The organism is Oribacterium parvum ACB1 (genome assembly GCF_000238055.2).
GTDB lineage: Bacteria > Bacillota > Clostridia > Lachnospirales > Lachnospiraceae > Oribacterium > Oribacterium parvum.
Genome location: NZ_KE148312.1, coordinates 264,591 through 287,855 on the forward strand (window position 1 = coordinate 264,591; position 23,265 = coordinate 287,855).

The window sequence follows — 23,265 nt, forward strand, 5'->3', positions numbered from 1 at the left end:
ATGGCTACGGTTTCATTAAAGACTGCTACTAGAGAGGATTTGCAAGCCATATGGGAAATGCAAATAAAGGCTTTCTCGGAATTATTGGATAAATATCAAGACTATGATATGAGTCCCGGTGCAGAGGGGCTGGAGAAAATCATTGCAAGGTACGAACAGCCTTGGACTGTTTACTATTTTATTGTTGTTGAAAATGAAAATGTTGGAGTCATTCGTGTGATTGACAAGAAAGATACTAGTAGAAAACGAATCTCTCCAATCTGGATTATGCCGGAGTATAGGAATAAAGGATATGCCCAAGCGGCAATTTCTGCGGTAGAGAAAATACATGGTTGCCATCACTGGTGCTTGGACACAATACTGCAAGAAGCAGGAAATCTTCATTTGTACGAAAAGATGGGCTATCATCTGACCGGAAGAATGGATAAGATTAATGATCGTATGGACATTGTCTTCTATGAAAAAGATTAAAGATAAGTTTTAAGTTCGGATTTCTCAACCGGCGTTCTATTCTGTTTGTCCCGTTTCCGGATAAAAGTCCATCTTGGAAACACACTCTGGTTTAAAAATGATGTATAAACTTTCAATAAGGTAGAGTGCGCTATGATTATTTTATTGCGTTCCATAACATAAAATACTAGGATGTTTTTTGAGAAATAAAGTAAATAGTATAGCAGTTGGGCAATGTAAGATAATAATAGGCAAAGTAAGAGATGATCAGAGCAGGTAAGTATAGGTCTAAAATTGCCGGATCGGCAGTAGAAATTATCAATACATTCGAAAGCTAGAGGTAGAGATTATGAAGCATTTTTCATGGATTCTCAGAATCTTTCATATTTTTATATTATACACTTGGATTGCTTTTATTATCCTACTTCCGGCAAACCCTGTTTTCAGTATACAGCTTTATGTCTTATTGAATATCCTATTTGCCCTTGTGTTTACCGGTTTTTTAATCACTCAGATTGTGGAGGCTTTTAAAATTTTTAAAAGAGGGGATAGTGAGCGGTGCATAAAGGCTTTCCTTTTCTTTAAATACAGTTCTCTGCCTGCCGTACTGATTTTTTTGGCAATCTTTCTTGTGGTCTTACTTGGCGGAATAGGGCTTTCCTTTGTGATGCTGGTGCTACCGGCCACCCTATTCATTGCTCCCTTTTTCTTCGCCATGAGCTTAGTTGTGGCACCACTTTTCCTCGGAATATCGTTTATGGCGGGATTAGCAGGACTTAGCTATGCCATTTGCCTGATTTTACTGAGCAGAAAAGAAAAGAGCTGGACTTTGGGACAATGTATCTTACACATTATTTTCCAGTGCATTCCCGGCTTTGATATATTGGATGGTCTGTATATTACGGTGCGATATTGGAAGAGAGGGAAAATTTTATCTATAATCACTGCGATTTGTGCTATCTTGGGATTGACGTTTATACTATTTATGCGTTCTTAAACAAAGACATCATGCATTCTTAGAGAAATACATTATGCCGTTCTCAAGCAAAGACATTATGTATACTTAACGAAAGACAGTAAAGATAGCATTTTAGGAAGAGAGACAAGATGAGAAATTTATGTTTTTTATTGATCCCAATGGGGATTGCGTTATTGATTTTCAGCATTCGAAAAAGCATCTGCTTTGCGAAGGCAGAGCTATTCTTTGAAATGCCCTGTTTAGAGGAAGAGGGAAGCGTTCATCTTCCTCAGGGAAAATACGGGATTTGGCTTAGCGGGAAGAGATTCACGAAATCTCCTCTTGGAAAAATCGGTTTCCAGCTGGTAGAGGAGGAGACAGGGAACAGAGTCAGTCTTGCTCCCAATCTGATGCGGACTACGGTAAGCGGCTTTAAAATGGCAAGAATGGAGCTCTACTCCTTTCAGGTAGAAGAGGAGGGAAATTATATCCTTTCCATAAATGGAGAAGGAAGTGTCAGAGATAGAATAGAGGCTTCCATAGGAGACCTCCTTATCAAAAAGCCTGTGGATTTAAGCAGCTTTACCGTACAGATTCGAAAAGGAAAATCTATAGCTATGTTTTTCTTGTCTGTTTTTGGCATTAACCTTGCTGTTTGGATGATTCTTGGAGGGATTATGCTTCCCTTCTTATTGGTTGAAGCAGGATATTAATGCTTTAATTAAAGGCATGAGATTGTAAGTAATAACTTTTTCGAAAAGAATGAATAAATCTGGAGTTGAATTATATGATAGAGACAATAAATAATAATTTCTATAAAATACCTCAAGCTTTTGAGATGCTAGATGCTGACAAATCCCCTGTATTTTCTACGATTGTTAGTATTTTAAATACATGTTTTGGAAAGAACTACAAAGGATTTCAAAAGTGCTTTCTAATATTAAATGAAAAAAGCACTGCATTTTGGGCTCCGAAAATGTTAGTTGGACAGAAGGACTCTAGGTGGGTGAATTCTTTGGAAGATGAAGGGGACACTATTATAGAGAAAGATATGGAAGGTAAAATTGGCTTTAGCGATATTGCTAAAAGTAGTAAGAGAGTTACTTTTGTACGCTTTGTGGATGGGATTCGTTTCATGGGAGTGTATGAATTTGATAAGCTGTCCTCTAAACCTAATCATAGGATTTTTAGACGGAAGTCTAAAACTATTGACTTAAAAGCATATTGCTTTGAAAAGGAGAAAAGTAATTTTAAAATTGCATTAAATGAGTCCAAAAAGCTAACACTATCGGAATTAAAAAAAATAGCAGAGCATAATTCTTCTGTTCAGGTGGAGAAAAAGATGCATCAGACCATGGTATCTGTTAGAAATGCATATGTTGCAGCTTATGCTAAGAAAAAGGCAGCAGGAAAATGTCAGTTGTGCGGACAATTAGCACCCTTCAAGGATATGGATGGAGAACCATTTTTAGAGAATCATCATATTATTTGGTTGGCAAATGGAGGAACAGATACGATTGATAATACTGTAGCATTATGCCCAAATTGTCATCGTAGAATGCACATTTTAAATCAAAAAGAAGAAGTGGATTTATTATTAAAGATCGCAAAACAGTCTACCTGAATAAACGGGGGTAAAAATAAAAGAAGTTATGATTTTTTACAACTCCTTTTATTCCCATATCGTATGCTGGGCGTAAATTATGTAGTGAGAAACAGAATAATCTGCATGAAAAGTTATGCCGAGGGATGGTTTTCCATAACAAATAGTTAGCAGTTTGTATGCTTAGCCAATGCCATTGCTCATTTCAGACTTCGCAGTGTTTCGCGGGCTTGTACGGAAGTTCTACATATTGACGTAAAGAGCCAGAAGGAAGACGGAAAAAAATGCCGCTCCGCGAACTGCATTGGTAGTGGAGTAGATATGATAAGCGTCTTCGGAAGAACTGAAATGCATTCTAAGAAGGAGCAAGATTGGGTGGACTATTAAAGCCATGATGATCGTAGCAAATGGCATTTTCATGCATTGATAGAGAGCGGCATGAGCGTCTCCGTTCTTATGGTATAGAAAAACAAAGGTCAAAACATTGACCAAAAGCCAAAGAAAGAGAAATAAGTTGGCATCCCGAAGAGCGGCGGAATTCGTTGCATTTTCATATTCAATATGCACTCTTCCCTGAAAAGCCTGCCCGAATTTATAAATCCACTGAGGGACTTCCCGCTTTCTTATTACGCCGATAAGAAGTCGCAAATAGATATAAAAGGTGAGAAGAAAAGAGAGGCAAACAATAAGGCCGAAAAAGAATTCAAAGTTAAAAAAGTTCATTTTTATTATCCTTTACTGATAGAATCATTCCCAAATCGATTGTTGAGCGCGGGTTCCGTAGTAGAATACAACGCCATTTGTATCAAAATATGCATAAAGACTATAGTTTTTCCATAATGCATAGTCTTTTGTTTGCATAGTCAAAACATAATAGCTCTCATTCTGAATTTCTTTATAGTTAGCGGGTTTTAAAGAGAAAATATCCGTGATTTTTTTGGTTTGAAAGTCGGAAAGGGAGAGTGCAGTTAAGTTCACCCGGTTAAATTGGACTTCTGCTAATTGGGCGCAATCTCCGGGGATTTCATAATAGGTAATAGTACAATTCTTTAATGCATCCTCGTCCTTCCAAGTAGGAGTCACACTCATAAAACCGTAGGATTTTCCGTCCTTTGTAATTTCCAGATATTCACCGTAATAAAAGGGGTCATTTCTTTTGTTGGTGACTTTACTTTCAGCGCTTTTCCCTGCAAAAGAAAATCCTGCATCGATAAGCGAAGAGGCCTTTGTGCTGCCGACAATCAGTTTCGTTCCGTCAATTTGTGCGGTTAGGGGGCTTTCCGGAAACCCCATGGTAGAGACAAAGGAAGCCAAAAGGAAGCCGGATAAGAAGGCTACCCAAGAAAGTGCATTGGTTGTGGAATACCAACGACGGGCTTCCCTGGAAGAATGAAAAGTCATTCTAAAAAACTGAAAGAGGGAATGAAGCATCATGGCTAAAAGCACAATAAGGAACTGTAGCTTACAACATTGATAGACAGCTGCATAGTAGTTTCCGCTTTTGTAATACAAAAAAGCAAAGCTTAGAACATTGGAAAGAAGCCAGAAAAAAAGGAAAATATTGGCATCCCAAAGAGCTGTGGAAGTCGTTGCATTTTCATACTCCACATACACTCTTCCCTGAAAAGCCTTCCCGAATTTATAAATCCACCGAGGGACTTCCCGGTTTTTCTTTACGCCGTATAAAAGCCGAAAATAAATATAAAAGGTAAGGAGAAAAGAAAGGCATACCATAAGAGCGAAAGATAATGCAAATCGAAAAGAATCCACTTTTTCTTTCTCCTTTCCTATAGAGTGTTTTTCTTAAGCAGTGTCGTAAGCGAGTGAAACTTATGACATTTATCATCTATTAACGGGAACAGTATAGCATTTTTATGAAGGGGACGAAAGAAAATATAGTATGAAGATGAGATGAGATAAACTGCAAAGTGAACAATGAAAAACACAAATCTAAAAATAAAAAATACTAAGCACGCAATGAAAAACTTACTCTATTTTAGGTAAAGCATGGTAAAATCCCGTCTTTGACAGTTGCGAAAGAGTCAAGAGCCCATAAACGTCGTAATTACGCCATTTATGAGCTCTTGTTGTGCGCCTAGCGGCGCACGTTTCTAACGGGTTAAAGTCCCGAATCCGCCCGGTAGTGGGAAGGATAAGACTGCAACACAAGCCAAAGTCCAATAACTACACGAAATCATGCATGATAAATGAGGCAGATAGATGGAGAGGAAGAAACGTGTGGTACCTAGGGAGGTCTGTGTGTTAAGCCTTGAAAGAGGTAACCATTATCCAAAGCAATACTGAACGCACAGAAGTCAGCAGAGGTCATAGTAGTCGAGAGACAAAGGACCGAATCAATAGGAGTCTCAAGTATGACTGAGAAATGATGGAAAGAAAGTCTATCTTGACGAAATACCTCTATATGATTATAATTATGTTCATAATCATATAGATACTAAAACTTCAGATACAAGTTACAAAAATAAGGAGGTATGGTTATGGCCACAAAAAATATTTATGTTGCAGAAGCAGATCTACACTTATTTGATGATGCTGCCAAGTACGCCGGAAGTGTTTCTGCCGCTGTGATACAGGCACTTCAGGACTTTCTAAGTGTTCAATGCAACAAAAGCGAAGGATATGACAAGATTGAGTTAAACCTCTATGAAAAAGGGGTAAGAAGAAAGGTAATGTTCTATGGTATGGAGATTACTCGTGTAGAACGTCCGGTAGACGGTGGAATAAGGATTGACACGATTTATAAAACTGCAAAAGGGCAGCTTGCAGTGGCAACCAAGGTTCGCAAGGAGCTTCCGAATTGGGCGAAAGGAAATCCACACGTATGGGAAAACCCGCAGTCTTGGTCACATGATTTTTGGAATCTGGGGGACAGAGTGTTAAACGTATATCCGGACATAGAGAGCCTAAAGGAGAAGGATGCGTATCTTGCCGAGTGCTGCGAATCTTCTCTTTCGGAAAAGCCTTATGAGTTTTTGGATATTTAGATTAGGTATAAATACTAGATTTATAGAACTATAACAGGCAAATAATGAGATAGCTTTGTGTTTATATATCATATGGGTTTCAGAGATGAAAAGAAGGAAGCTTTAATTAACATTGCTATGGTATATTTATCTGGTGTTCGGGATTATCGTCTTTCTCCTCGCGGTTAATGTAAATCATGTTCAAAAATTGATATTAAAAAAGCGGAGCGACTCTTAGACGGGTCTGTTCGTACCGGAATTGTAGAATATCATTTTTTCCGTTGACGGGATTGAGAGCATTTCTCAGCTTGGGATCAGCAAAAATTATTGAACCGCATATAAGGGCTACGCTACTAAGGGGCAATATATATACGCGGTAACCATACTAAGGGCGGTATTATTTTACATCATGGGCAGTAAGGGGGGTATGAGATGGCGCTGATTACTAAAATCAAAGCCTATCGCGAACAGGCCGGAATAAAACAATTTTTAATATTTTTTCTATTTTGGGGGCAAAATCCCGACATCTACATCTAGTAACGCTATCCAGCATCACGTTCACAACTTGACGATATAGAGCTTTCTTGATATCATACCGAGTTTGACAGTTGCGAAAGAGTCAAGAGTCCATAAACGGCGTAATTACGCCATTTATGAGCTCTTGTTTTCTTTTTAAATTCTAGCAATATTTCTACTTTCTCGTTGCGGTTAAAATCTTTTTTATTTCTCTTTGAGATACAATCTCGTAATCCGTTCTAAAACCAAATGTGCCGTGATTCGATCTTTTCTACTGAGATATACCGGTCTGGCTTGAAATTCACTCTTCATAATCCGGAAACATTCTTCAATCCAAGGCCTGAGGAGATTTTGGAACGATTTAACTGTCAAACTACCGGATTTGTTTAAAATGATTTAGGATATTGTTTTTTTCACTTGTTTCTATATGCTATTCTATGACGGATGATTATCTATAGTATATACAAAAAGACGAAGGAGGACATAATATCTAATGGACGAAAAAAGTATTTGAAGTGGTATAACAAGGTTGGTTATGGGTCCGGTGATTTGGCAGGAAATATAGTTTATGCATTTCTTTCGTCATTTTTAATGCTATATCTTACCAATAAATATTATCTTATGATTTGCATGGCTTATATTTGCCAGCAGATTTATTCTGCTATGCTGAATATGGGTATTTATTACATGATTTATATTCTTAAGAATGAGAATTTGTATTCCGTGTTTTCTTGGGCAATTAATATTCCGGTTATTATTGCCATGTGTATTACACCGATGCTGGTTGAAAAGATGAATGGTCTATATCGGATGAATCTTGCCGGCTATATATTAGGTACGGCAGGTCGTGTTGGTGTGATTTTTGCCGGCTATATGGGAAGTGTGCCTTTGATGCTGACCTTTACTGCAATTGCCGCACTGGGAATGGCGCCTTGGCAAGGAGACATGGGGGCAGTTGTAGCAAGCTGCTCTGAATATACCTATCTTACAAAACGCAAGCATATTGATGGAACGATGTACTCCTGTACATCTTTTGGAACCAAGCTTGGAGGTGGCATAGGAGTTGCTCTTTGCGGATGGCTACTGGAAGCCAGCGGTTTTGTTAAAGAGTCTGCCGTACAACCGGAATCCTGTTTGAGTATGCTTTATGTCATGTATTTGTGGATTCCGATGATTTTGTCATTATGTATAACTTTTATCATGTCTAAAATGAATGTTGAAGAGGCAAATCAGAAGCTGAAAGCACAAATAGAGGGACATTGATATGACGGGTCCTGCAATCACCGCGGAGCTAAGTCAGCAAGAAGATAATGAAGCCATTCCTTATAGCCAGAGGTTTGCAAAAAAGAAAGGAGCCCTATGAACGCTTGCATAAAATGGTTGGATAATCCGGAAATTTTTCGTGTGAATCAATTGGATGCACATAGTGACCATTCATACTATATGGATTATGCGGATATGGGAAAAACGGATAATCCTTTATCACAGTCACTGAATGGTCAGTGGGAGTTTGCTTTTAGCAAAAATGCAGCGAGTAGGCCCGGCAACTTTTATGAAGAGGGATTTGATGCTTCCGATTTTGATAAAATCATGGTGCCGGGGCATATCGAATTAGCCGGATATGATAAGATTCGCTATATCAATACCATGTATCCATGGGAAGGCAAAGAGTACCACCGAGGTGCGTATAGCCTGGACAGCACGGGAGCAGAGGAAGGAATGTTTTCGGAAGCGAGCTATAATCCTGTGGGCTCTTATCTTAAACATTTTGATTTAAAACCGACGATGCTTGGAAAAAGAATCCGCATTTGCTTCGAAGGAGTAGAGGAAGCGATGTATTTGTGGATTAATGGTCAGTTTGTGGGTTACGCTGAGGATAGTTTTACACCCTCTGAGTTTGATCTTACACCGTATATTCGTGAAAAAAATAATATCCTTGCCGTACAAGTTCATAAAATGAGTACAGCAGCATTTTTGGAAGATCAGGACTTCTTCCGTTTCTTTGGAATCTTTAGAAATGTTACGTTGAAAGCAGTGCCGGATGTCCATATGGAGGATGTGTGGTTTAAGCCTGTATTGAACCCGGACAATGAACATGGAAGTGTAGCGGTGAGCATGAGAGTATCTGCTCGAAAGCAAGTCACTGTCCATGCGCAGTTTGTGTTGAGAGATAGAGAAGGGAATGTGGTTGCGGAGAACAGTGTTCCATTACAAGGCTTAAACGGAAACCTCACGGGAGAAATATATACGGATGTTGGGGCAATTCATTCTTGGGATAATCACCACCCCTATCTATATCAAGCAACAATTGCGTTAATAAATGCCGAGAATGGAGAGTTACTGGAGCTTGTACCGTATGATATTGGCTTTAGAAGAGTAGAAATCATTGATAAGGTCATTTATCTAAATGGAAAGCGTCTCGTCATCACAGGGGTTAACCGTCATGAATGGAGCCCAAAGACCGGAAGATGCATCGGAATGGAGGAGATGCATTCCGATATAGCATGTATTTTGAAAAATAATATCAATTCCGTACGTACCTGCCATTATCCGGATCAAATTCCCTGGTATTTTCTTTGCGATGAAGCCGGAATTTATGTCATGGCAGAGTGCAATCTGGAAAGCCATGGAAGTTTTCAAAAGCTCGGTGCTATTGAACCGTCTTGCAACGTGCCGGGGTCTATTCCCCAGTGGAAAGAAGCTGTTATGGATCGTGCAAGAACCAGCTTTGAAACTTTTAAAAACCATACTTCGATTTTATTCTGGTCTCTAGGAAATGAGTCCTATGCAGGCGATGACATCGAGGCTATGAACGTTTATTTTAAGGATAAGAAGGATGGACGTTTAGTTCATTATGAAAGTTCCTATTATAATAGAGCATACGAAGATACAATTTCAGATATTGAGAGTAGGATGTACGCAAACCCCAAGGATGTAGCGGAATATTTAAGTGATAAACCGAAAAAGCCGTACATTTTATGCGAGTTTATGCACGATATGGGGAACTCAATGGGCGGCCTTGGGGATTACATGAAGCTGATTGATGAATTCGACCTGTATCAAGGCGGATTTATTTGGGACTTCATAGATCAGGCAATCTTGGTAAAAGATCCGGTTACAGGGAAGGATGTTCTCCGTTATGGCGGTGATTTTGAAGATCGACCTGCCGATTATGAATTTTCTGCAAATGGTATTTTATTCGCAGACCGTAGAGAGAAACCGGCAATGCAGGAAGTGAGGTATTACTATGGCTTATACAGATAATGAAAAATTAAGGGTGGTATATGGCGATTTTACTCTTGGCGTACATGGAGAGGGGTTTAGTTACATTTTTTCCTATGCCCAGGGGGGGCTTGAATCGATAGTGAAGGATGGATATGAATGGCTATTTCGGTGCCCTAAGCCTACATTTTGGAGGGCTTTGACAGATAACGACAGAGGAAGCAAATTTCACATTAAAAGTGGTCATTGGCTAGCAGCGGATATGTTTATTGATTGTCAGGACATTACGGTCATTATGGATGGAGCGGTGCAGAATTGTAAGGCACCGGATAACAACAGCTATGGTGGAGATGTATCGGCAAATGAGATTACGGTCAAGTATCTGTATAAGACCATTTCTGTTCCCGTCACAACGGTTATGGTATCATATACCGTAAATACTTCCGGAAAAATCAAAGTAGATGTGCACTATGATGGAAAGAAGGATCTTCCGGAACTTCCGGTTTTTGGCATGCGGTTTATTATGCCCACACTTGCAGAAAAGTATATTTATAAAGGCTTGTCAGGAGAGACGTATCCGGATCGAAAAGCGGGTGCGCAACAAGGTGTATTTGAAGTTACCGACCTGAGCTTGACCCCTTATATTGTGCCTCAGGAATGTGGTATGAGAATGGATACGGAATGGCTTGAAGTTACACGCCGTACAAGTCTGGACAACAGCAAAACGGATGTATCTAATCACACGCTTCGGATCGAAAAGGCAGACGCCAAATTCGATTTTTCATGCCTGCCGTATACTGCAAGTGAAATTGAGAATGCTTTACATCATGAGGAATTACCGCCGGCGAGAAGAACGGTGTTGTGTATTTATGGTGCAGTTCGTGGTGTTGGTGGCATAGACAGTTGGGGAACCGATGTTGAAGATGCTTATCATATCAGTGCAGAAAAAGATATCGACTATTCGTTCTATATTTGTTGATAGGAAATGACATAGCATGCTATTCCTAATCTTATGGACAGAAGGAGATATTACGAGTGTTATTGGTGTAGAGAGTCAAGAGCTCATAAACGGCGTAATTACACCATTTATGAGCTCTTGTTTTCTTTATCCGGAAACATTCTTCAATCTAAGGCCTGAGGAGATTTTGGAACGATTTAACTGTCAAACTACCGAAAAAACTTACTCTATTTTAGGTAAAGCATGGTAAAATAAACCGATTATTTTTGAAGCGTATAGCAGCAGCTTTTGGGAAATAGCGGATTTTTGCCATTTATAATTAAAATTCACATATTTTTTATTATAGATTATTTAATAGGAACTCGGAAATTGCCATAAGAATTTAATTAATAGGAGTGAGAGACTTGCTGAAAATCTTTATTTTAGAGGATGAAAGAATACAACAATCCCGCATTGAAAAGGTGATTAAGGAACTGATTAGTAGGAAGAGCTTATCTTGTAAGGCACCGGAAATCTTTGGAAATGCCGGGCAGCTTCTTACTGCGATAACGGAAAGAGGTTCTCATCAGCTTTTCTTTTTGGATATTGAGATTAGAGGAGAGGAAAAGAAGGGGCTGGATATTGCGAAAGAAATTCGGAGCCGAGATCCCAATGCCACTATCGTATTTGTGACAACCCATTCGGAATTTATGCCGATTACCTTTCGCTATAAGGTTTCGGCACTGGATTTTATTGACAAAGCTTTGGATGAGGAACATTTTTCCGAGCGTGTGGAGTCGGCTATTGAGTACACGTTGGAAAAACTTGGTGCTACTGTATCGGAGGATTCTTTCAGTTTTGAAACGGCCATGGCCAGAGTGCAGGTTCCTTTTCATAAAATTTTGTATTTTGAGTCTTCGCCTACCGTCCATAAGGTGATTTTACATACCAAGGAGGAAAGAATCGAGTTCTATGCAGGGCTTTCCGACCTGGAAAAGGCGGATTCCAGACTTTACCAATGTCACCGCTCCTTTGTGGTCAATCCGGAAAACATTGTAAAGATTGATAAGGAGGAGAAAATGGCGGTATTCGAGAATCAGGAGAGCTGTCTGATTTCCCGTATGAAGTATAGAGGACTTTTGGAACGGATGAAGCAGATGAAGCAGTAAAATATTTTCAGAGAGGAGAAGGTATGGAATCTATGATCAATCTGACAATTGAATATGTGAAAATCGTCAACGTGATGTTGTTCTATCGTCAGATTAGCGATGAAAATATGCCTCTTTGGTCTTTTCTTCTTGTTCCGGTTCTTTTTGAGCTACTGTTTTTCTTTTTTCCGCCTCTTGCTTTCTTCGGGTATTTTGTGAGCTTCGTGCTGTACAGCTTCTATCGAAATCGGGAGAAAGACGGAGGACTGAAGCTGTTTTACGGTCTTTATCCTATTGTTTTAGAAAGCCTTTTGGGAAGGATGCTGGCCTTCTATGTCTTTCCGTTCTTCGGCATTTCCGTTTACAATGAGGCGAGTATCGGCGGATATGATCTTCTGATTGAACTTCTGGTTTTCCCCCTCTATTTTGTCCTTATAAAATCCCTGAGAATCAATTTTCAGGAGCTGAAGAAAGGCTTTGCGCGTGGTTTTTTTCGCCGCTTTTTACTGCCAATCAATCTCTCGATGATGGTTTACACTGTTTTGATTACAGCCTTTTTGATGCTGCGTGACCACTTTTCTTGGGCGGACAGCCTTCGGGGACAGCTGAATAATCTCTATATCATTATCTTTTTCGTGGTGCTTTTATATATCAATGCCGTTTCCAAGGAAAGACTGGAAGCGGAAGTGCTGGAGCAAAAGGACAGTGAGCTAAAGGCGCTTTCCGAATACAGCCATCATGTGGAGGAGTTATACGGAGAGATTCGCAGTTTTCGCCATGACTATATGAATATCTTAACCAGCTTGAAGCTGGGAATTGAGCGGAAAGACTTTGACAGCATTCAAAACATTTATAATACGGTTCTAAAAGATAGCGGAAAGCCCTTTTACAGCAGTAAATTTGACCTTGCAAAATTAAGCCGGATTGAAAATGATGCGGTAAAAAGTGTCTTATCCGCGAAGCTCCTTGAGGCCCAGAGTAAGGGGATAGAGACTTCTGTAGAGATAGAAGAAGAGATTTATGATTTTCAAATCGAGCTGCTGGATTTCATCAAGATTCTTTCTATTCTCTGTGACAATGCCATAGAGGGCTGTCTTACTGCTGAAGCACCGAAAATCGCCATTGCCTTGATTCGTGAGGAGAAAATGCTCATTTTGGTGGTGGAAAACAGCACAAAGGCGGAAAAACTGGAGCTCTCTCCTATTTTCGAAAAGGGGTATTCCTCTAAGGGGGAAGGCAGAGGACTTGGTCTTTATAACGTGCGTGCGATTTTGGAAAAATATCCGAAATCTCTAATCAGTACCCGCAGCGCCAATCATCTTTTTTCTCAAACCATTCAGTTTTGCAAATAGACCTTGGAAGCCTTGTCTAAGGTCTATTTTCGTGCGCTTCTTTGTGCGATACTCCTTTCAAAAAACTTTTTTCGCTGCTATATGATGTTCTTTCAGTCTGTTTTTTTCTGGAAAATTACCGTTCGCGACAAAATAAGTACCGTTTGCGACAAGCTTATTTTCTCTTTCGGCACACGTTCTATAATGAGCCTCGTAAACAAAAAAGAAAGGGAGGTTCACTGAGATGTTTAGAGTAGATGAAATCAAGAAGTCCTTTAAAAATAAAGAGGTATTAAAGGGTGTTTCCTTCTCCATAGAAGAAGGAGAGAAGGTCGCTTTGCTGGGGAACAATGGAGCGGGAAAGAGTACGCTGATGAAAATCATTGCCGGTCAGCTGGAGGCAAATTCCGGTACTGTGAAGACGGCACTGGATTATCAGACAGAAATCGGCATGATGCCCCAGGGCGATATTTTGATCGATGATTTGACAGTTTCGGATTTAGTACAGCTAAAAAGTGCGATGAATCGAATTGCAATAGATGTGGATAAAGCCTTGGAAAAAGTTTCCTTGCAGGATTTTAAAAAGCAATATGTGGGCGGTCTTTCCGGCGGGCAAAAGAGAAGGCTTTCCTTACTGCTCAGCATTTTAAATTCTCCGAAGCTGATTTTTCTGGATGAGCCAACCACCGGAATGGATCTGGAATCCGTAGACCGGTTTTGGAAGCTTCTCGAGAAGGAAAAATATACTTCCGTGATTGTTACCCATGATTTTAACCAGATTGATCATTTCTTTACAAAAGTGATGATTTTAAAAAATGGACGGATTGCTGCAACGGAATCCGTAGAAGAGATTCATCGGCAGGGGAAAACGATTGAAGAGTTTTATAGAGAAAAGGTTGAAAAGGAGGCCTAAAAATGATTAGTATGATTCAATTAAAGCAGGTGTTACGAAACAGAAGATTTGTCTTGTTTACGATCCTTCTTCCGCTGGCATGGTATATGTTCTTATACAATATTCAGGCGGATATGTTACCGAATATTATGCTGGGGATTGCCGTGTTTATCGGTATCATCGGAAATAGTCTGGCAACCTTTAGTAAAAGAATCTCCTCTGACATCGGTTTTTATTCCTTTGAATCCCGATTTTCCAACTACGGCATAAAAAACTATCTTTTGGACCAGACCTTCGTACAAATCGTGTTAAATACCTTGATTTTTGTTGTGGTTTTAGGCGTTGCGACGATATTTGCCAAATTCCCGATTAACGGAAAGCTGGGAATTCAGTTTTTCTTATTGACTGTCATGGGCATTTACTTCAGTATTATCGGCTTTGTGCTCGGTGTGAGATTGGATGCGAAACTCATTGATACGGTGGGATTTCCGGTCATTATTCTGGCAGCTTTGACCATTATGCCCTTCGCAAGCTTCGGAGCGGAAAGCGGGTTTATTTCCCTTGTTGCCAAAGTACAAAGGATTTTCCCGGGCTATTATTACACGAATATGATGAATGCGATTTTGTCCGGAAATGGAATTCAGCTAAAGGATATGCTGCTCTTTATAACAAGCTTTGTACTGAATATCATTCCTTTGTACTTCCTTGTTCCCAAGGTGAAATTAAGTAAGGCAAAATAAGAGATCTTATGCAAAGAAAAAAATTCTATACAAAGAAAGAGTTTCTATGCAAAGAAAAGCGGAGTCCTATGAAAAACCTTCGTTCTTATGTAGCATCTCCGTCACTTCGTTTGCGAAATATACGGCATATTTCAGCTTAATCGCCGTTTCTTCTATTCGCCATGCCTGAAGACTTTTCTTGTCTTTTGGCACGGCGAAGGAATAGCGATCGTTATAATTTGCAAAATAAATTCGAGCTTCGTTGCTATAGAAGGAAAACTTGCAGTCCGAAGTCATGCTGTTAAACCATTCGATGACAGAGGGAGTTAAGAATTTTCTTGTAGATTGTTCATCCGTACAGTAAATGTTGTAGTGTTCGTTATGCTGTATGTCTTCTACATCGATTTTCTTCCCGTCTTGCATGGTGCCGGGATAGCCCCCTTGGGTTTCAAAGAGAAGGAAATGCTCTGTCGGAACAATCCGCAATTCTCCTTTTAAAGAGAATGTGTTCTTTATGGAGTAGACCTGTCCGAGAAAGTCGGTTACATCATCGTAACCGTCTTTTCCTTTTATGACACTATACGCATATAAATCCACTGTTTTGAGATCTCTTTCATCATTGAGCTTGAGTATTCCGGATTGGATATAGTATTCTGAACTGGGAACCACTTCTTTTACATTGTTCGGGGACATGTCATGTTCCGTATCGATTTCTGAAGAAGGATAAAGGACTTGCAGTATCGTTGCAAGAATGTCTCGTTCATAAAGCTTGCGGAGCTTAGCTCTTTGCTTTGCTTCCCAACCGGAACCAATCAAGCTATAAAGTAGGACACTAAGAATCTGAAGCACCACAAGAAAGATGCCCAGTCTGGCGAGGAGCATCATAAGTGCATCTATAAATTCACTGCGGGGAAGAGCACCTTCATCGGTAAGGAGCATTAAACCGCCACCAAAAAGAAAGCAAAGAAACAAAAGAACCATATTCCTAGCAAAATAATGTTGTACTCTTTCTTTCCAAGTGATGGTATTCCGTATGGCTTTCCAGCTATGTTGAAACCGCGTAGTATTCTGAAGTTCATCTATTTTCTTTAGTTCTTCTTGGCTCAAATCCATTTTCGATTTCCTTTCTTTCTACTCGTATCATAAATGCTTTAAATAAAGAATACTTCTTTTTTTACCATTACTTTTGTTGTAATGGTAAAAAATAAATTATTCTAGAGATTTTTAAGCATAACACAGGAGAGTTCTATTCGTGATATAATAAATTATCTTTTTCTGGAATTTTGATTCGATTAGATTGGGAAGTGGAGGAAAAATTATGGAATTTTTCATTGCGGAAGAGGGAGTTCCGATAAACCTTGGCCCTAACGGGGGAAGCATCGCTTATTTCGGCAGTGAAATAGACTTTCAATATGAAACGGAAGCACCTCATGGAGACGGGATTTTTTCCGCAAAGCTTCCGCTACTTGAAAGGTCGCTTCCCTTTTGGCTTTATGGGCGGAATCTCCTGTTTTTAGATGCCTATTATTTACTGGCGGAGACGGTGGAGAAAGGCAGTTGGAGTCCGATTTGCAGTATGCTGATTAATATTCATTACGGACAATACGCTTCTTTGGGACAGTGGTATAGCAGCGTGCGTATCGAGGAAAAAGGAATTTGCTTATGTAATGATTTTGATGGCAGCAGCTTTTTTCTGGAAAATCCGAAAGAACTACAGTGGAATGACATGTAAGAGAAGTCCCTTACATGATTAAGTCAAAGACTTCATTAAACGGACGCCCCTTCTTACGGAGTGATTGATCATAGCTGTGGGTTTCGTGTCATAATAATGACACAGGCAAATAGTCAAGTAAATACAAGGGTTTTAGAGCTTCTACCAAAGTTTAAAATCAAAAAAATGAATCGTTGGTATGCTGTTTAGAGCAGTTATTATGAAAATAAATGTTGTAAACAGTACATCAGCATAAAGGAGGAACTCATATGTCTAAGGTGAAAAAAGAGACGATTGAAGCCAAAGGATTTATACTTAAGACTTTCAAAACGACTATATAAGTCTAACGGATATTGCTAGATATAAAAGCGATGAACCAAGTGATGCAATTAAAAATTGGATGAGAAGAAAAGATACAATTGAATTTCTTGGTTTATGGGAAAGCTTAAACAACATGAATTTCAATTCGGTCGAATTCCTGAATAACAAAAAATCAGCTGTCTTGTTAAGGGTAAACTGAACACTCAGCAGAGCTGAGCGCCCTTGACATTCCAACTGATTTTTGTTAGATAGTAACCAACGCTTGAACAGCAGTTTGTGCTACTCAAGCAACGTAACTTTCATAGAAGACCATCATTTACAGAAAAAATTTCAGACTCGGGGGTCCGGACATTTTCTTGGACAGCATCTCGAATTATTTTCTGCGGTTCTCTACTGAGTACAAGTAAATCAACGGTGAGGATTCTCTTGCCACGGGCAACTGGTATGAGTATGTGGAGTACGGAACCACAAATGAGATAATCATACAGTTGCAACGATATGGCTTTTCTCGTGAATCGGCTACATACATTCGTGATCACCAGGATGATTATATAATCCGGCAGGATGATGGAACCATCAAAATACGCTGGACAGATATTCAAAAATGCACAGACTCGGAAGTGCAGAGAGAACTGCCGGATGTTCATTTCAATACGCCGGAGTTGTTTATTGAAGAGACTGTAACGGAGTAAGAAGCAAAGAAGAAATAATGGAGGTGCAGCATGGCTATTCCAAAAATCAAAAAACAGGACATCATCGACGCCTTAAAGTATATCGATGAGAACGGCGTGCCTTTTCATAACCAGAGCACGAAGTATGAAATTGTGACCGAGGACGGAAAGCGGTACCCGCTGAAGTATGTGGTGGACGTGGCTGACCATATAGCAAACGGTACGGATATTTCCACAGAGGGCTTTAGCGCCGTGGAGGCAAAGAGCTACCTTGAAGGACAAGAATTTACAATAGAGACAAAGCAGCAGGAGAAATTTGAACTGTCTGTAACTGCCGAGAGTGTGGAATCCACTGATGAGCGCTTTACAATGGACAACTTGAGCCTTGGCGACAATTATAAGCCTCTTGATGTGTATTTCAAAAAGGCGAACGGGGAAATGGTTAAGCGTTCTTATAGCAAAGGCGAAAGGAGAAACTCGAATCAAACCATGCCCCGAATCGCTTTCCAGATTTTTGAAAAGCAGATATCCGGTATGTCGGTTGAGGATAAGGAGAGCTTTCCTATCTGCAAATACAATCCGGATAGCGATATGATCCGCGGGATATTCTCCAGCGTGGAGGAATTTAAGAAGCACCGTAACACCATAGAGTACCTGACATATGGCTATGACAACGGCAGACAGTTCGTTATCTATTGCTGGAATATCTTCTCTACGATTATTTTCGCTCAGGAATGTTTGAAGCGATTTGGAAAGCCTGGGGATCAGTTTATTCTGACCTACCGCGAGAAAGATGAGAAAGAAACCGAGGTTGCGGAGACAGAAGCAGCCGCACAGGAAGAACTCGTTCAGCAGTTCAAGGGTTATCGGAATCCGTTCTCTTCCATGCTGATAGCATCGAAAAATCTGATTTTCAGAGGCGCGCCGGGTACTGGAAAATCATACCTTGCAAAAGAAATCGCCACTGATATTATCAGCAACGGTTATTTCGACGATTATACACTGCTCACAGATGAGCAGAAGAAACAGGTGGAGTTTGTGCAGTTCCATCCGAGTTATGACTACTCTGATTTTATCGAAGGCTTGAGACCGAAGGTAAATGACGATGGGACTATGGGCTTTGAACTGCAGGATGGCATCTTCAAGAAATTCGTTGCCCGTGCAAGAAAGAACTACGAGGATTCCCAGAAGTCGAAGGAAACGATAGAAAAGGAACTCTCTGTGCAGGAGTCCATGACGGAGTTTTTCTCCGGTATCGAGCTCGGCGTGGATAGCTTTAAAACGATTAACGGCAATGAGTTTACGATTACCAGCGTTGATAACAAGCATATCAATATCTCCATCCCCGGTAATGCTACTGTTAATCGTCTTACCCTCAATTTGGATGAGGTACGGAGGATGCTGGAGTCCGGGCAGAAGTTCGACAAGATTAAGGATATTACGACCTTCTTCGGAAAGTCGTTTGCTACACAGGCGTATTCCTACGACTTCGCTATTTATAAGGCGATCAGGGCAAAGAAAAGTGCTGCCTCCAAGGCGAAGGCAAAGCAGGAAGAACTGAAGAAGTACATCTTCATTATTGACGAGATCAACCGTGGTGAGATTTCAAAGATTTTCGGCGAGCTCTTCTTTGCTATCGATCCTGGATATCGTGGCAAAGCCGGTGAAATTTCTACGCAATATGCTAATCTGCATTCCGACCCAGATGAAAAGTTCTATATCCCGGAGAATGTTTACATCATCGGCACCATGAACGATATAGACCGCTCTGTGGACAGCTTTGATTTTGCAATGCGCAGAAGGTTCCGCTTTGTGGAGCTCCGTGCCGACGAGCGTCTTGAGATGCTTGCATCTCTTGAAAATGAGGAGCTTGAAGCCGAAGCCATTAGGAGAATGGCTGCACTCAATAAGGAAATCGCAGCTGTAGAGGACTTAAACGAGAATTACCAGATTGGCGCATCCTACTTCCTCAAGTTGAAGACGCTCGACTTCGACCAGCTTTGGACGGACTATCTGCAGCCGCTCCTGCAGGAATACATCCGGGGTATGTATGATGAGGAAGGGCTTATGAGCAAATTTGCGAAAGCGTATGGCTATACAAAGCCTGCCGAAGGTGATGCGAATGAAACTACACAAGATCAAGGATAACTCGCAGCAGAAGAAAGACTCTTTTTCTGATATAGGAACCCTTACGGGCAAGATTGCGGATAAGACGTTGGAGCAGCTTGAACGGGAAGGCGTCTTTGTCTTCCCTGAAATCGTTAAGGATGCTGAGGACATTACGCGGGATCAAATGATAATCCAGAGCGTTAACGACAGCTATCGTTCTGGAAATGTGATGGGCTTTCTCGGTTGTGGAGACGAGCGCCTTATTATTGAGTCACGTTTCGGAGGTGAGGAGGATGACTTTTTCTTCCAGTACCTTCTCGACAGAGTGATGGACTTTCCCAATATTGTCGATTTGGAGTCGGATGCCAATCAGGATAGCCGTCTGTTCAATTTTCTGCTATTCCTGTTTCCGTATTATCTGAAAACAGCCATGCGGAAAGGTCTGTTCAAAAAATACATTCGGCATAGTTACAATGACGGAAATGTAAAGGGCGCTATCGATATTGCAAGGCACATAGAGAAGAATACACCGTTCACGGGGAATGTCGCATACTCACAGAGGGAATTTTCTTATGATAACAGCCTGATGGAGCTGGTACGGCATACCATAGAATTTATCAAAAGGAAACCTTATGGTAGAAATCTCCTCGTTAAAGTAAAGGATGAGGTAAAACTTGTTATTGATGCCACGCCCGGATATGAGCCTTATGACAGGCAGAAAATCATTGAGGAGAACAAGAAGAATACCGTGCGCCACGCATACTTCCGGGAGTATCTCGCATTGCAGAGGCTGTGCCTTTTGATTCTTCGACATCAGAAGCACCAGATTGGCTCCGGTTCAAGGCAGATATACGGCATTTTGTTTGACGGCGCATGGCTGTGGGAGGAGTATGTCAATTCCCTAATAGAGGATGTCTTTTATCACCCGATGAACAAAGGCGGTAAGGGAGCCCAGCGACTTTTTGCGTGTAACATAGGTTTAATCTATCCTGACTTTATCAGCCGAGACAATAAAGTGAGAATAATCGCAGATGCCAAGTACAAGCCGCTTGATAACATCGGAAATCGGGACTACCTGCAGGTGTTGGCGTATATGTTCCGTTTTGACGCCAAGGCGGGATACTATCTTTACCCAGAGGCAGAAGGCTCTGATGATATGAAACTGTGGATGAATCGCGGCTCGACCTATGAAGCAAATGTATCGCCGCGTGATGATATTAGCATTACCAAGCATGGCTTAAAAATTCCTGTGGATTCAACGGATTATGCTGGGTTTGTTACAAAAATGAAAACTCACGAGCAGGAATTCAAACAGGTATTTACAACGAGGTAATATGATTGGAGAGGAATATGGATAAATATGATTTAACCGCTGCGCACGAGGCGGCAAGATTCAATAGAGATGTGCTTGAGAAAAACAGTAAATGCGGTTGCTTCTATTGTCTCAAGATATTCTCTCCAGCTGAGATTGAGGAATGGTGTCCTGAACAGGACGAAGATGAAGAAGTGACAGCTATATGTCCATACTGCGGTATTGACGCCATTTTGCCTGAGAGTGCCGATTATCCGCTTACTGATGAATTTCTCGGAGCAATGCAAGAAAGGTGGTTTTGATATATGCTTGGAGCAATAGTCGGTGACATCGTAGGCTCGGTCTACGAATGGCACAATATTAAAACAAAGGATTTTCCTTTATTTCGTGACGACTGCTTTTTCACAGATGATACCGTCATGACCTGCGCTGTTGCAGAGGCTGTTATGAATGGCGGAGAAAAGGATGCTTTCATCGATGCCATGAAGAAATATGGTCGGATGTACCCTGACGTGGGATATGGTGGCAGATTTGGAATGTGGATCAATTCCGATAACCGTGAGCCGTATAACAGCTTTGGAAACGGCTCGGCCATGCGGGTTTCACCCTGCGCATGGATGATGGATTGCGGTTTCTGCGCCCGGACGGGAATGTGGCCGTCCAATGGCAGGGACAGAGCAAGGTTGTCTGCTGAAGTAACACATAACCATCCCGAAGGTATCAAGGGTGCGATGGCAACGACAGATGCAATTTTCATGTGCAGATACTACTTCGGCGGATATTACGGCGACTACGAGCAGCCTATCAATGATGATCCTGCGGAATGCAAGAAACGCATCAAGGAGCATATTGAAAGCGAATACGGGTACGACCTTTCCAAAACGCTTGATGAAATCCGTCCTACATATCGTTTCAATGAAACCTGCCAGGATACCGTACCTCAAGCTATCATTGCCTTCCTGGAAAGCACTGACTTTGAGGATGCTATCCGGAACGCTATATCTCTCGGCGGAGACAGCGACACGCTGGCGACAATTACCGGGAGCATAGCGGAGGCGGCTTACGGCATCCCGGACTGGATTAAGAACAAGGCATATTCATATTTGGACGAGCCACTGAAGGATGTACTCAGGCGATGGAAGAAGTTCATTCCGAGAGGTTGACTATCGATATTTACTGTTAAAGCAGAAAATAAAACTGAGGAGAATGTTTATGTTTGAAACAAAGAAAACTGTAAGTGTAATAATGTAGAACATAAAAATTCAAGGGTAGATAAATTAGAAGAACAGGTGCTCGCACTTATTAAAGAAAAATATGGTGAAGCAGAAGTAAAGCCCAAAGAAAAGATAAAACTATCTTCTAACGAAACAGAAGTAGTAACAGATAATGAGCTTACACGAGAACTTATGGAAAAGTATGTTGAGTCAGGTATCTGTGAAGGTAGTATAGTTCAAAAAATCATATGGAAATAGAGGCAAGCGGGAGTGAGAAATCACTCTCTTTTTGCTGTCTAAAAATAGACAACAAATTTTGTGTCAGTTGCTTGACACGAGAGGGGAGAGCTTTGCATTTAAATCAGCTTCAGATAGTTGATCTAGAGTTTTCGCTTCCTTGGGAATCGTAAGGGTAAATGCAATTGAACTCCTGTTTCTTTAGGACAGATATAGTATAATTACTATCGTTTTAAGCAGGTAAGCGTTTTTGTGTCGAATCTTCATGACAAAAGAAAGCAGGAGGAGAAATGGACCTTATTCAGAAGATAAAGAGAATAGAACAGTACGTAGTAGAGAATTTTGAGGAACTGGACTTGGACGATCCGATAGAAGAGGGATATTGGGAGGAGTATCAAGAGATTCCCGGGGCTTCGCCGAATGAGATAGAGTCTTTTGAGAAGAAGTTCAACATCAAGCTACCGAAAGACATTAAGGAGCTTTACAGCTATAAAAACGGAAGCAAATATCTTAGTGTCTTACCTTCAGTAATTCATGACGTGGAAATGTCATTTAACCTGATGAGTTTGGAGCAGATGGAGAAGACAAAACAATATTTTCAGAACAGAGACGCTCTTCTGACAGAGTTTCCGGACTTTTTCACTGAAGAAGACATAGAGAAAATGCGGGATAGCAGGATTAAGCCCTATCTTTTTCATAGGCAATGGATTCCTTTTGCAGAGTATTGTGACAGTTGTTTTTTGATGCTGGATTTTGACCCGGATAAGGAGGGAAGAGAGGGGCAGATTCTTTGCTATATCCATGATCCGGATGAGGTGACTTATGCAGCATCAGGGGTTTCGGAGTTCGTGGATGATATTTTACAGACAATAGACTGAGGGGAATCCGGATTTTAATATTTTGGGAACAGTATTGATAACGGGGGTATTG

General features: G+C 40.7%; 23 protein-coding genes and 1 pseudogene. 21 read left to right on the forward strand and 3 right to left on the reverse strand.

The genetic code is table 11. The features are described 5' to 3' along the window. From HMPREF9625_RS01270 to HMPREF9625_RS01285, 4 genes are all read left to right on the forward strand, one after another. Positions 1–471 carry a GNAT family N-acetyltransferase gene (locus tag HMPREF9625_RS01270; RefSeq protein ID WP_009535088.1) on the forward strand — a complete coding sequence of 157 codons (471 nt, stop codon included), beginning with the start codon at positions 1–3 and terminating at the stop codon, positions 469–471. 328 nt (positions 472–799) lie between these two features. Further along, entirely contained in the window at positions 800–1,447 is a 648-nt protein-coding gene (locus HMPREF9625_RS01275; RefSeq protein ID WP_009535087.1) for a DUF6652 family protein, read from the forward strand. Positions 1,448–1,557: 110 nt separating this feature from the next. Continuing rightward, a complete protein-coding gene (locus HMPREF9625_RS01280) occupies positions 1,558–2,121 on the forward strand; it encodes a hypothetical protein (RefSeq protein WP_009535086.1) in 564 nt (187 codons plus the stop codon). A gap of 74 nt (positions 2,122–2,195) precedes the next feature. Next, the gene (locus tag HMPREF9625_RS01285) at positions 2,196–3,032 is read left to right on the forward strand and encodes an HNH endonuclease (RefSeq protein ID WP_009535085.1); all 837 of its coding nucleotides are present in this window, start codon (positions 2,196–2,198) and stop codon (positions 3,030–3,032) included. A gap of 222 nt (positions 3,033–3,254) precedes the next feature. On the opposite strand, the gene HMPREF9625_RS01290 is transcribed toward HMPREF9625_RS01285, so the two are convergent. Both HMPREF9625_RS01290 and HMPREF9625_RS01295 read right to left on the reverse strand, forming a co-directional pair. Beyond that, entirely contained in the window at positions 3,255–3,734 is a 480-nt protein-coding gene (locus HMPREF9625_RS01290) for a hypothetical protein (RefSeq protein WP_009535084.1), read from the reverse strand. 24 nt (positions 3,735–3,758) lie between these two features. Then, entirely contained in the window at positions 3,759–4,781 is a 1,023-nt protein-coding gene (locus HMPREF9625_RS01295; protein WP_009535083.1) for a hypothetical protein, read from the reverse strand. 728 nt (positions 4,782–5,509) lie between these two features. Between HMPREF9625_RS01295 and HMPREF9625_RS01300 the strand changes: the two genes are divergently transcribed. The 8 genes and pseudogenes from HMPREF9625_RS01300 (at position 5,510) to HMPREF9625_RS01345 (ending at position 14,781) form a co-directional block, all read left to right on the forward strand. After that, a complete protein-coding gene (locus tag HMPREF9625_RS01300; protein ID WP_009535082.1) occupies positions 5,510–6,016 on the forward strand; it encodes an EXLDI protein in 507 nt (168 codons plus the stop codon). Positions 6,017–7,105: 1,089 nt separating this feature from the next. Further along, a pseudogene (locus HMPREF9625_RS01305) lies at positions 7,106–7,774 on the forward strand (MFS transporter); the annotation flags it as partial. 96 nt (positions 7,775–7,870) lie between these two features. After that, positions 7,871–9,775, forward strand: a complete 1,905-nt coding sequence (locus HMPREF9625_RS01310) for a glycoside hydrolase family 2 TIM barrel-domain containing protein (RefSeq protein WP_009535079.1) — start codon at positions 7,871–7,873, stop codon at positions 9,773–9,775. Continuing rightward, complete coding sequence (locus HMPREF9625_RS01315; protein WP_009535078.1) at positions 9,759–10,712, forward strand: beta-galactosidase small subunit; 954 nt, start codon at positions 9,759–9,761, stop codon at positions 10,710–10,712. The genes HMPREF9625_RS01310 and HMPREF9625_RS01315 overlap by 17 nt, the downstream gene beginning before the upstream one ends. A 374-nt stretch (positions 10,713–11,086) precedes the next feature. Then, positions 11,087–11,839, forward strand: coding sequence for a response regulator transcription factor (locus HMPREF9625_RS01325; protein ID WP_242822659.1), 753 nt, complete (start codon positions 11,087–11,089; stop codon positions 11,837–11,839). A 23-nt stretch (positions 11,840–11,862) separates the two neighbouring features. After that, positions 11,863–13,170, forward strand: a complete 1,308-nt coding sequence (locus HMPREF9625_RS01330; RefSeq protein ID WP_009535076.1) for a sensor histidine kinase — start codon at positions 11,863–11,865, stop codon at positions 13,168–13,170. 223 nt (positions 13,171–13,393) lie between these two features. Further along, complete coding sequence (locus tag HMPREF9625_RS01340; protein ID WP_009535075.1) at positions 13,394–14,062, forward strand: ABC transporter ATP-binding protein; 669 nt, start codon at positions 13,394–13,396, stop codon at positions 14,060–14,062. Positions 14,063–14,064: 2 nt separating this feature from the next. Next, the gene (locus HMPREF9625_RS01345) at positions 14,065–14,781 is read left to right on the forward strand and encodes a hypothetical protein (RefSeq protein WP_009535074.1); all 717 of its coding nucleotides are present in this window, start codon (positions 14,065–14,067) and stop codon (positions 14,779–14,781) included. A 66-nt stretch (positions 14,782–14,847) separates the two neighbouring features. Here HMPREF9625_RS01345 and HMPREF9625_RS01350 read toward each other — a convergent pair whose 3' ends face one another. Beyond that, complete coding sequence (locus HMPREF9625_RS01350; RefSeq protein ID WP_009535073.1) at positions 14,848–15,873, reverse strand: DUF3137 domain-containing protein; 1,026 nt, start codon at positions 15,871–15,873, stop codon at positions 14,848–14,850. 205 nt (positions 15,874–16,078) lie between these two features. Between HMPREF9625_RS01350 and HMPREF9625_RS01355 the strand changes: the two genes are divergently transcribed. The 9 genes from HMPREF9625_RS01355 (at position 16,079) to HMPREF9625_RS01385 (ending at position 23,213) form a co-directional block, all read left to right on the forward strand. Continuing rightward, a complete protein-coding gene (locus HMPREF9625_RS01355) occupies positions 16,079–16,492 on the forward strand; it encodes a hypothetical protein (protein WP_009535072.1) in 414 nt (137 codons plus the stop codon). Positions 16,493–16,823: 331 nt separating this feature from the next. After that, entirely contained in the window at positions 16,824–16,991 is a 168-nt protein-coding gene (locus tag HMPREF9625_RS11735; RefSeq protein ID WP_242822662.1) for a hypothetical protein, read from the forward strand. 253 nt (positions 16,992–17,244) lie between these two features. After that, positions 17,245–17,484 carry a hypothetical protein gene (locus HMPREF9625_RS11255; protein WP_154650191.1) on the forward strand — a complete coding sequence of 80 codons (240 nt, stop codon included), beginning with the start codon at positions 17,245–17,247 and terminating at the stop codon, positions 17,482–17,484. Positions 17,485–17,514: 30 nt separating this feature from the next. Beyond that, on the forward strand, positions 17,515–19,611 hold the full coding sequence (locus HMPREF9625_RS01360) for an McrB family protein (RefSeq protein WP_009535071.1): 2,097 nt from the start codon (positions 17,515–17,517) through the stop codon (positions 19,609–19,611). Continuing rightward, on the forward strand, positions 19,586–20,905 hold the full coding sequence (locus HMPREF9625_RS01365) for a 5-methylcytosine restriction system specificity protein McrC (protein WP_009535070.1): 1,320 nt from the start codon (positions 19,586–19,588) through the stop codon (positions 20,903–20,905). The genes HMPREF9625_RS01360 and HMPREF9625_RS01365 overlap by 26 nt, the downstream gene beginning before the upstream one ends. Before the next feature lie 17 nt (positions 20,906–20,922). After that, a complete protein-coding gene (locus tag HMPREF9625_RS01370; protein ID WP_009535069.1) occupies positions 20,923–21,186 on the forward strand; it encodes a hypothetical protein in 264 nt (87 codons plus the stop codon). Between the two features lie 3 nt (positions 21,187–21,189). Then, on the forward strand, positions 21,190–22,047 hold the full coding sequence (locus HMPREF9625_RS01375; RefSeq protein ID WP_009535068.1) for an ADP-ribosylglycohydrolase family protein: 858 nt from the start codon (positions 21,190–21,192) through the stop codon (positions 22,045–22,047). Between the two features lie 126 nt (positions 22,048–22,173). Next, complete coding sequence (locus tag HMPREF9625_RS01380; protein ID WP_009537882.1) at positions 22,174–22,356, forward strand: hypothetical protein; 183 nt, start codon at positions 22,174–22,176, stop codon at positions 22,354–22,356. A gap of 269 nt (positions 22,357–22,625) precedes the next feature. Then, the gene (locus tag HMPREF9625_RS01385) at positions 22,626–23,213 is read left to right on the forward strand and encodes an SMI1/KNR4 family protein (RefSeq protein WP_009535067.1); all 588 of its coding nucleotides are present in this window, start codon (positions 22,626–22,628) and stop codon (positions 23,211–23,213) included. Positions 23,214–23,265: the final 52 nt, after the last annotated feature.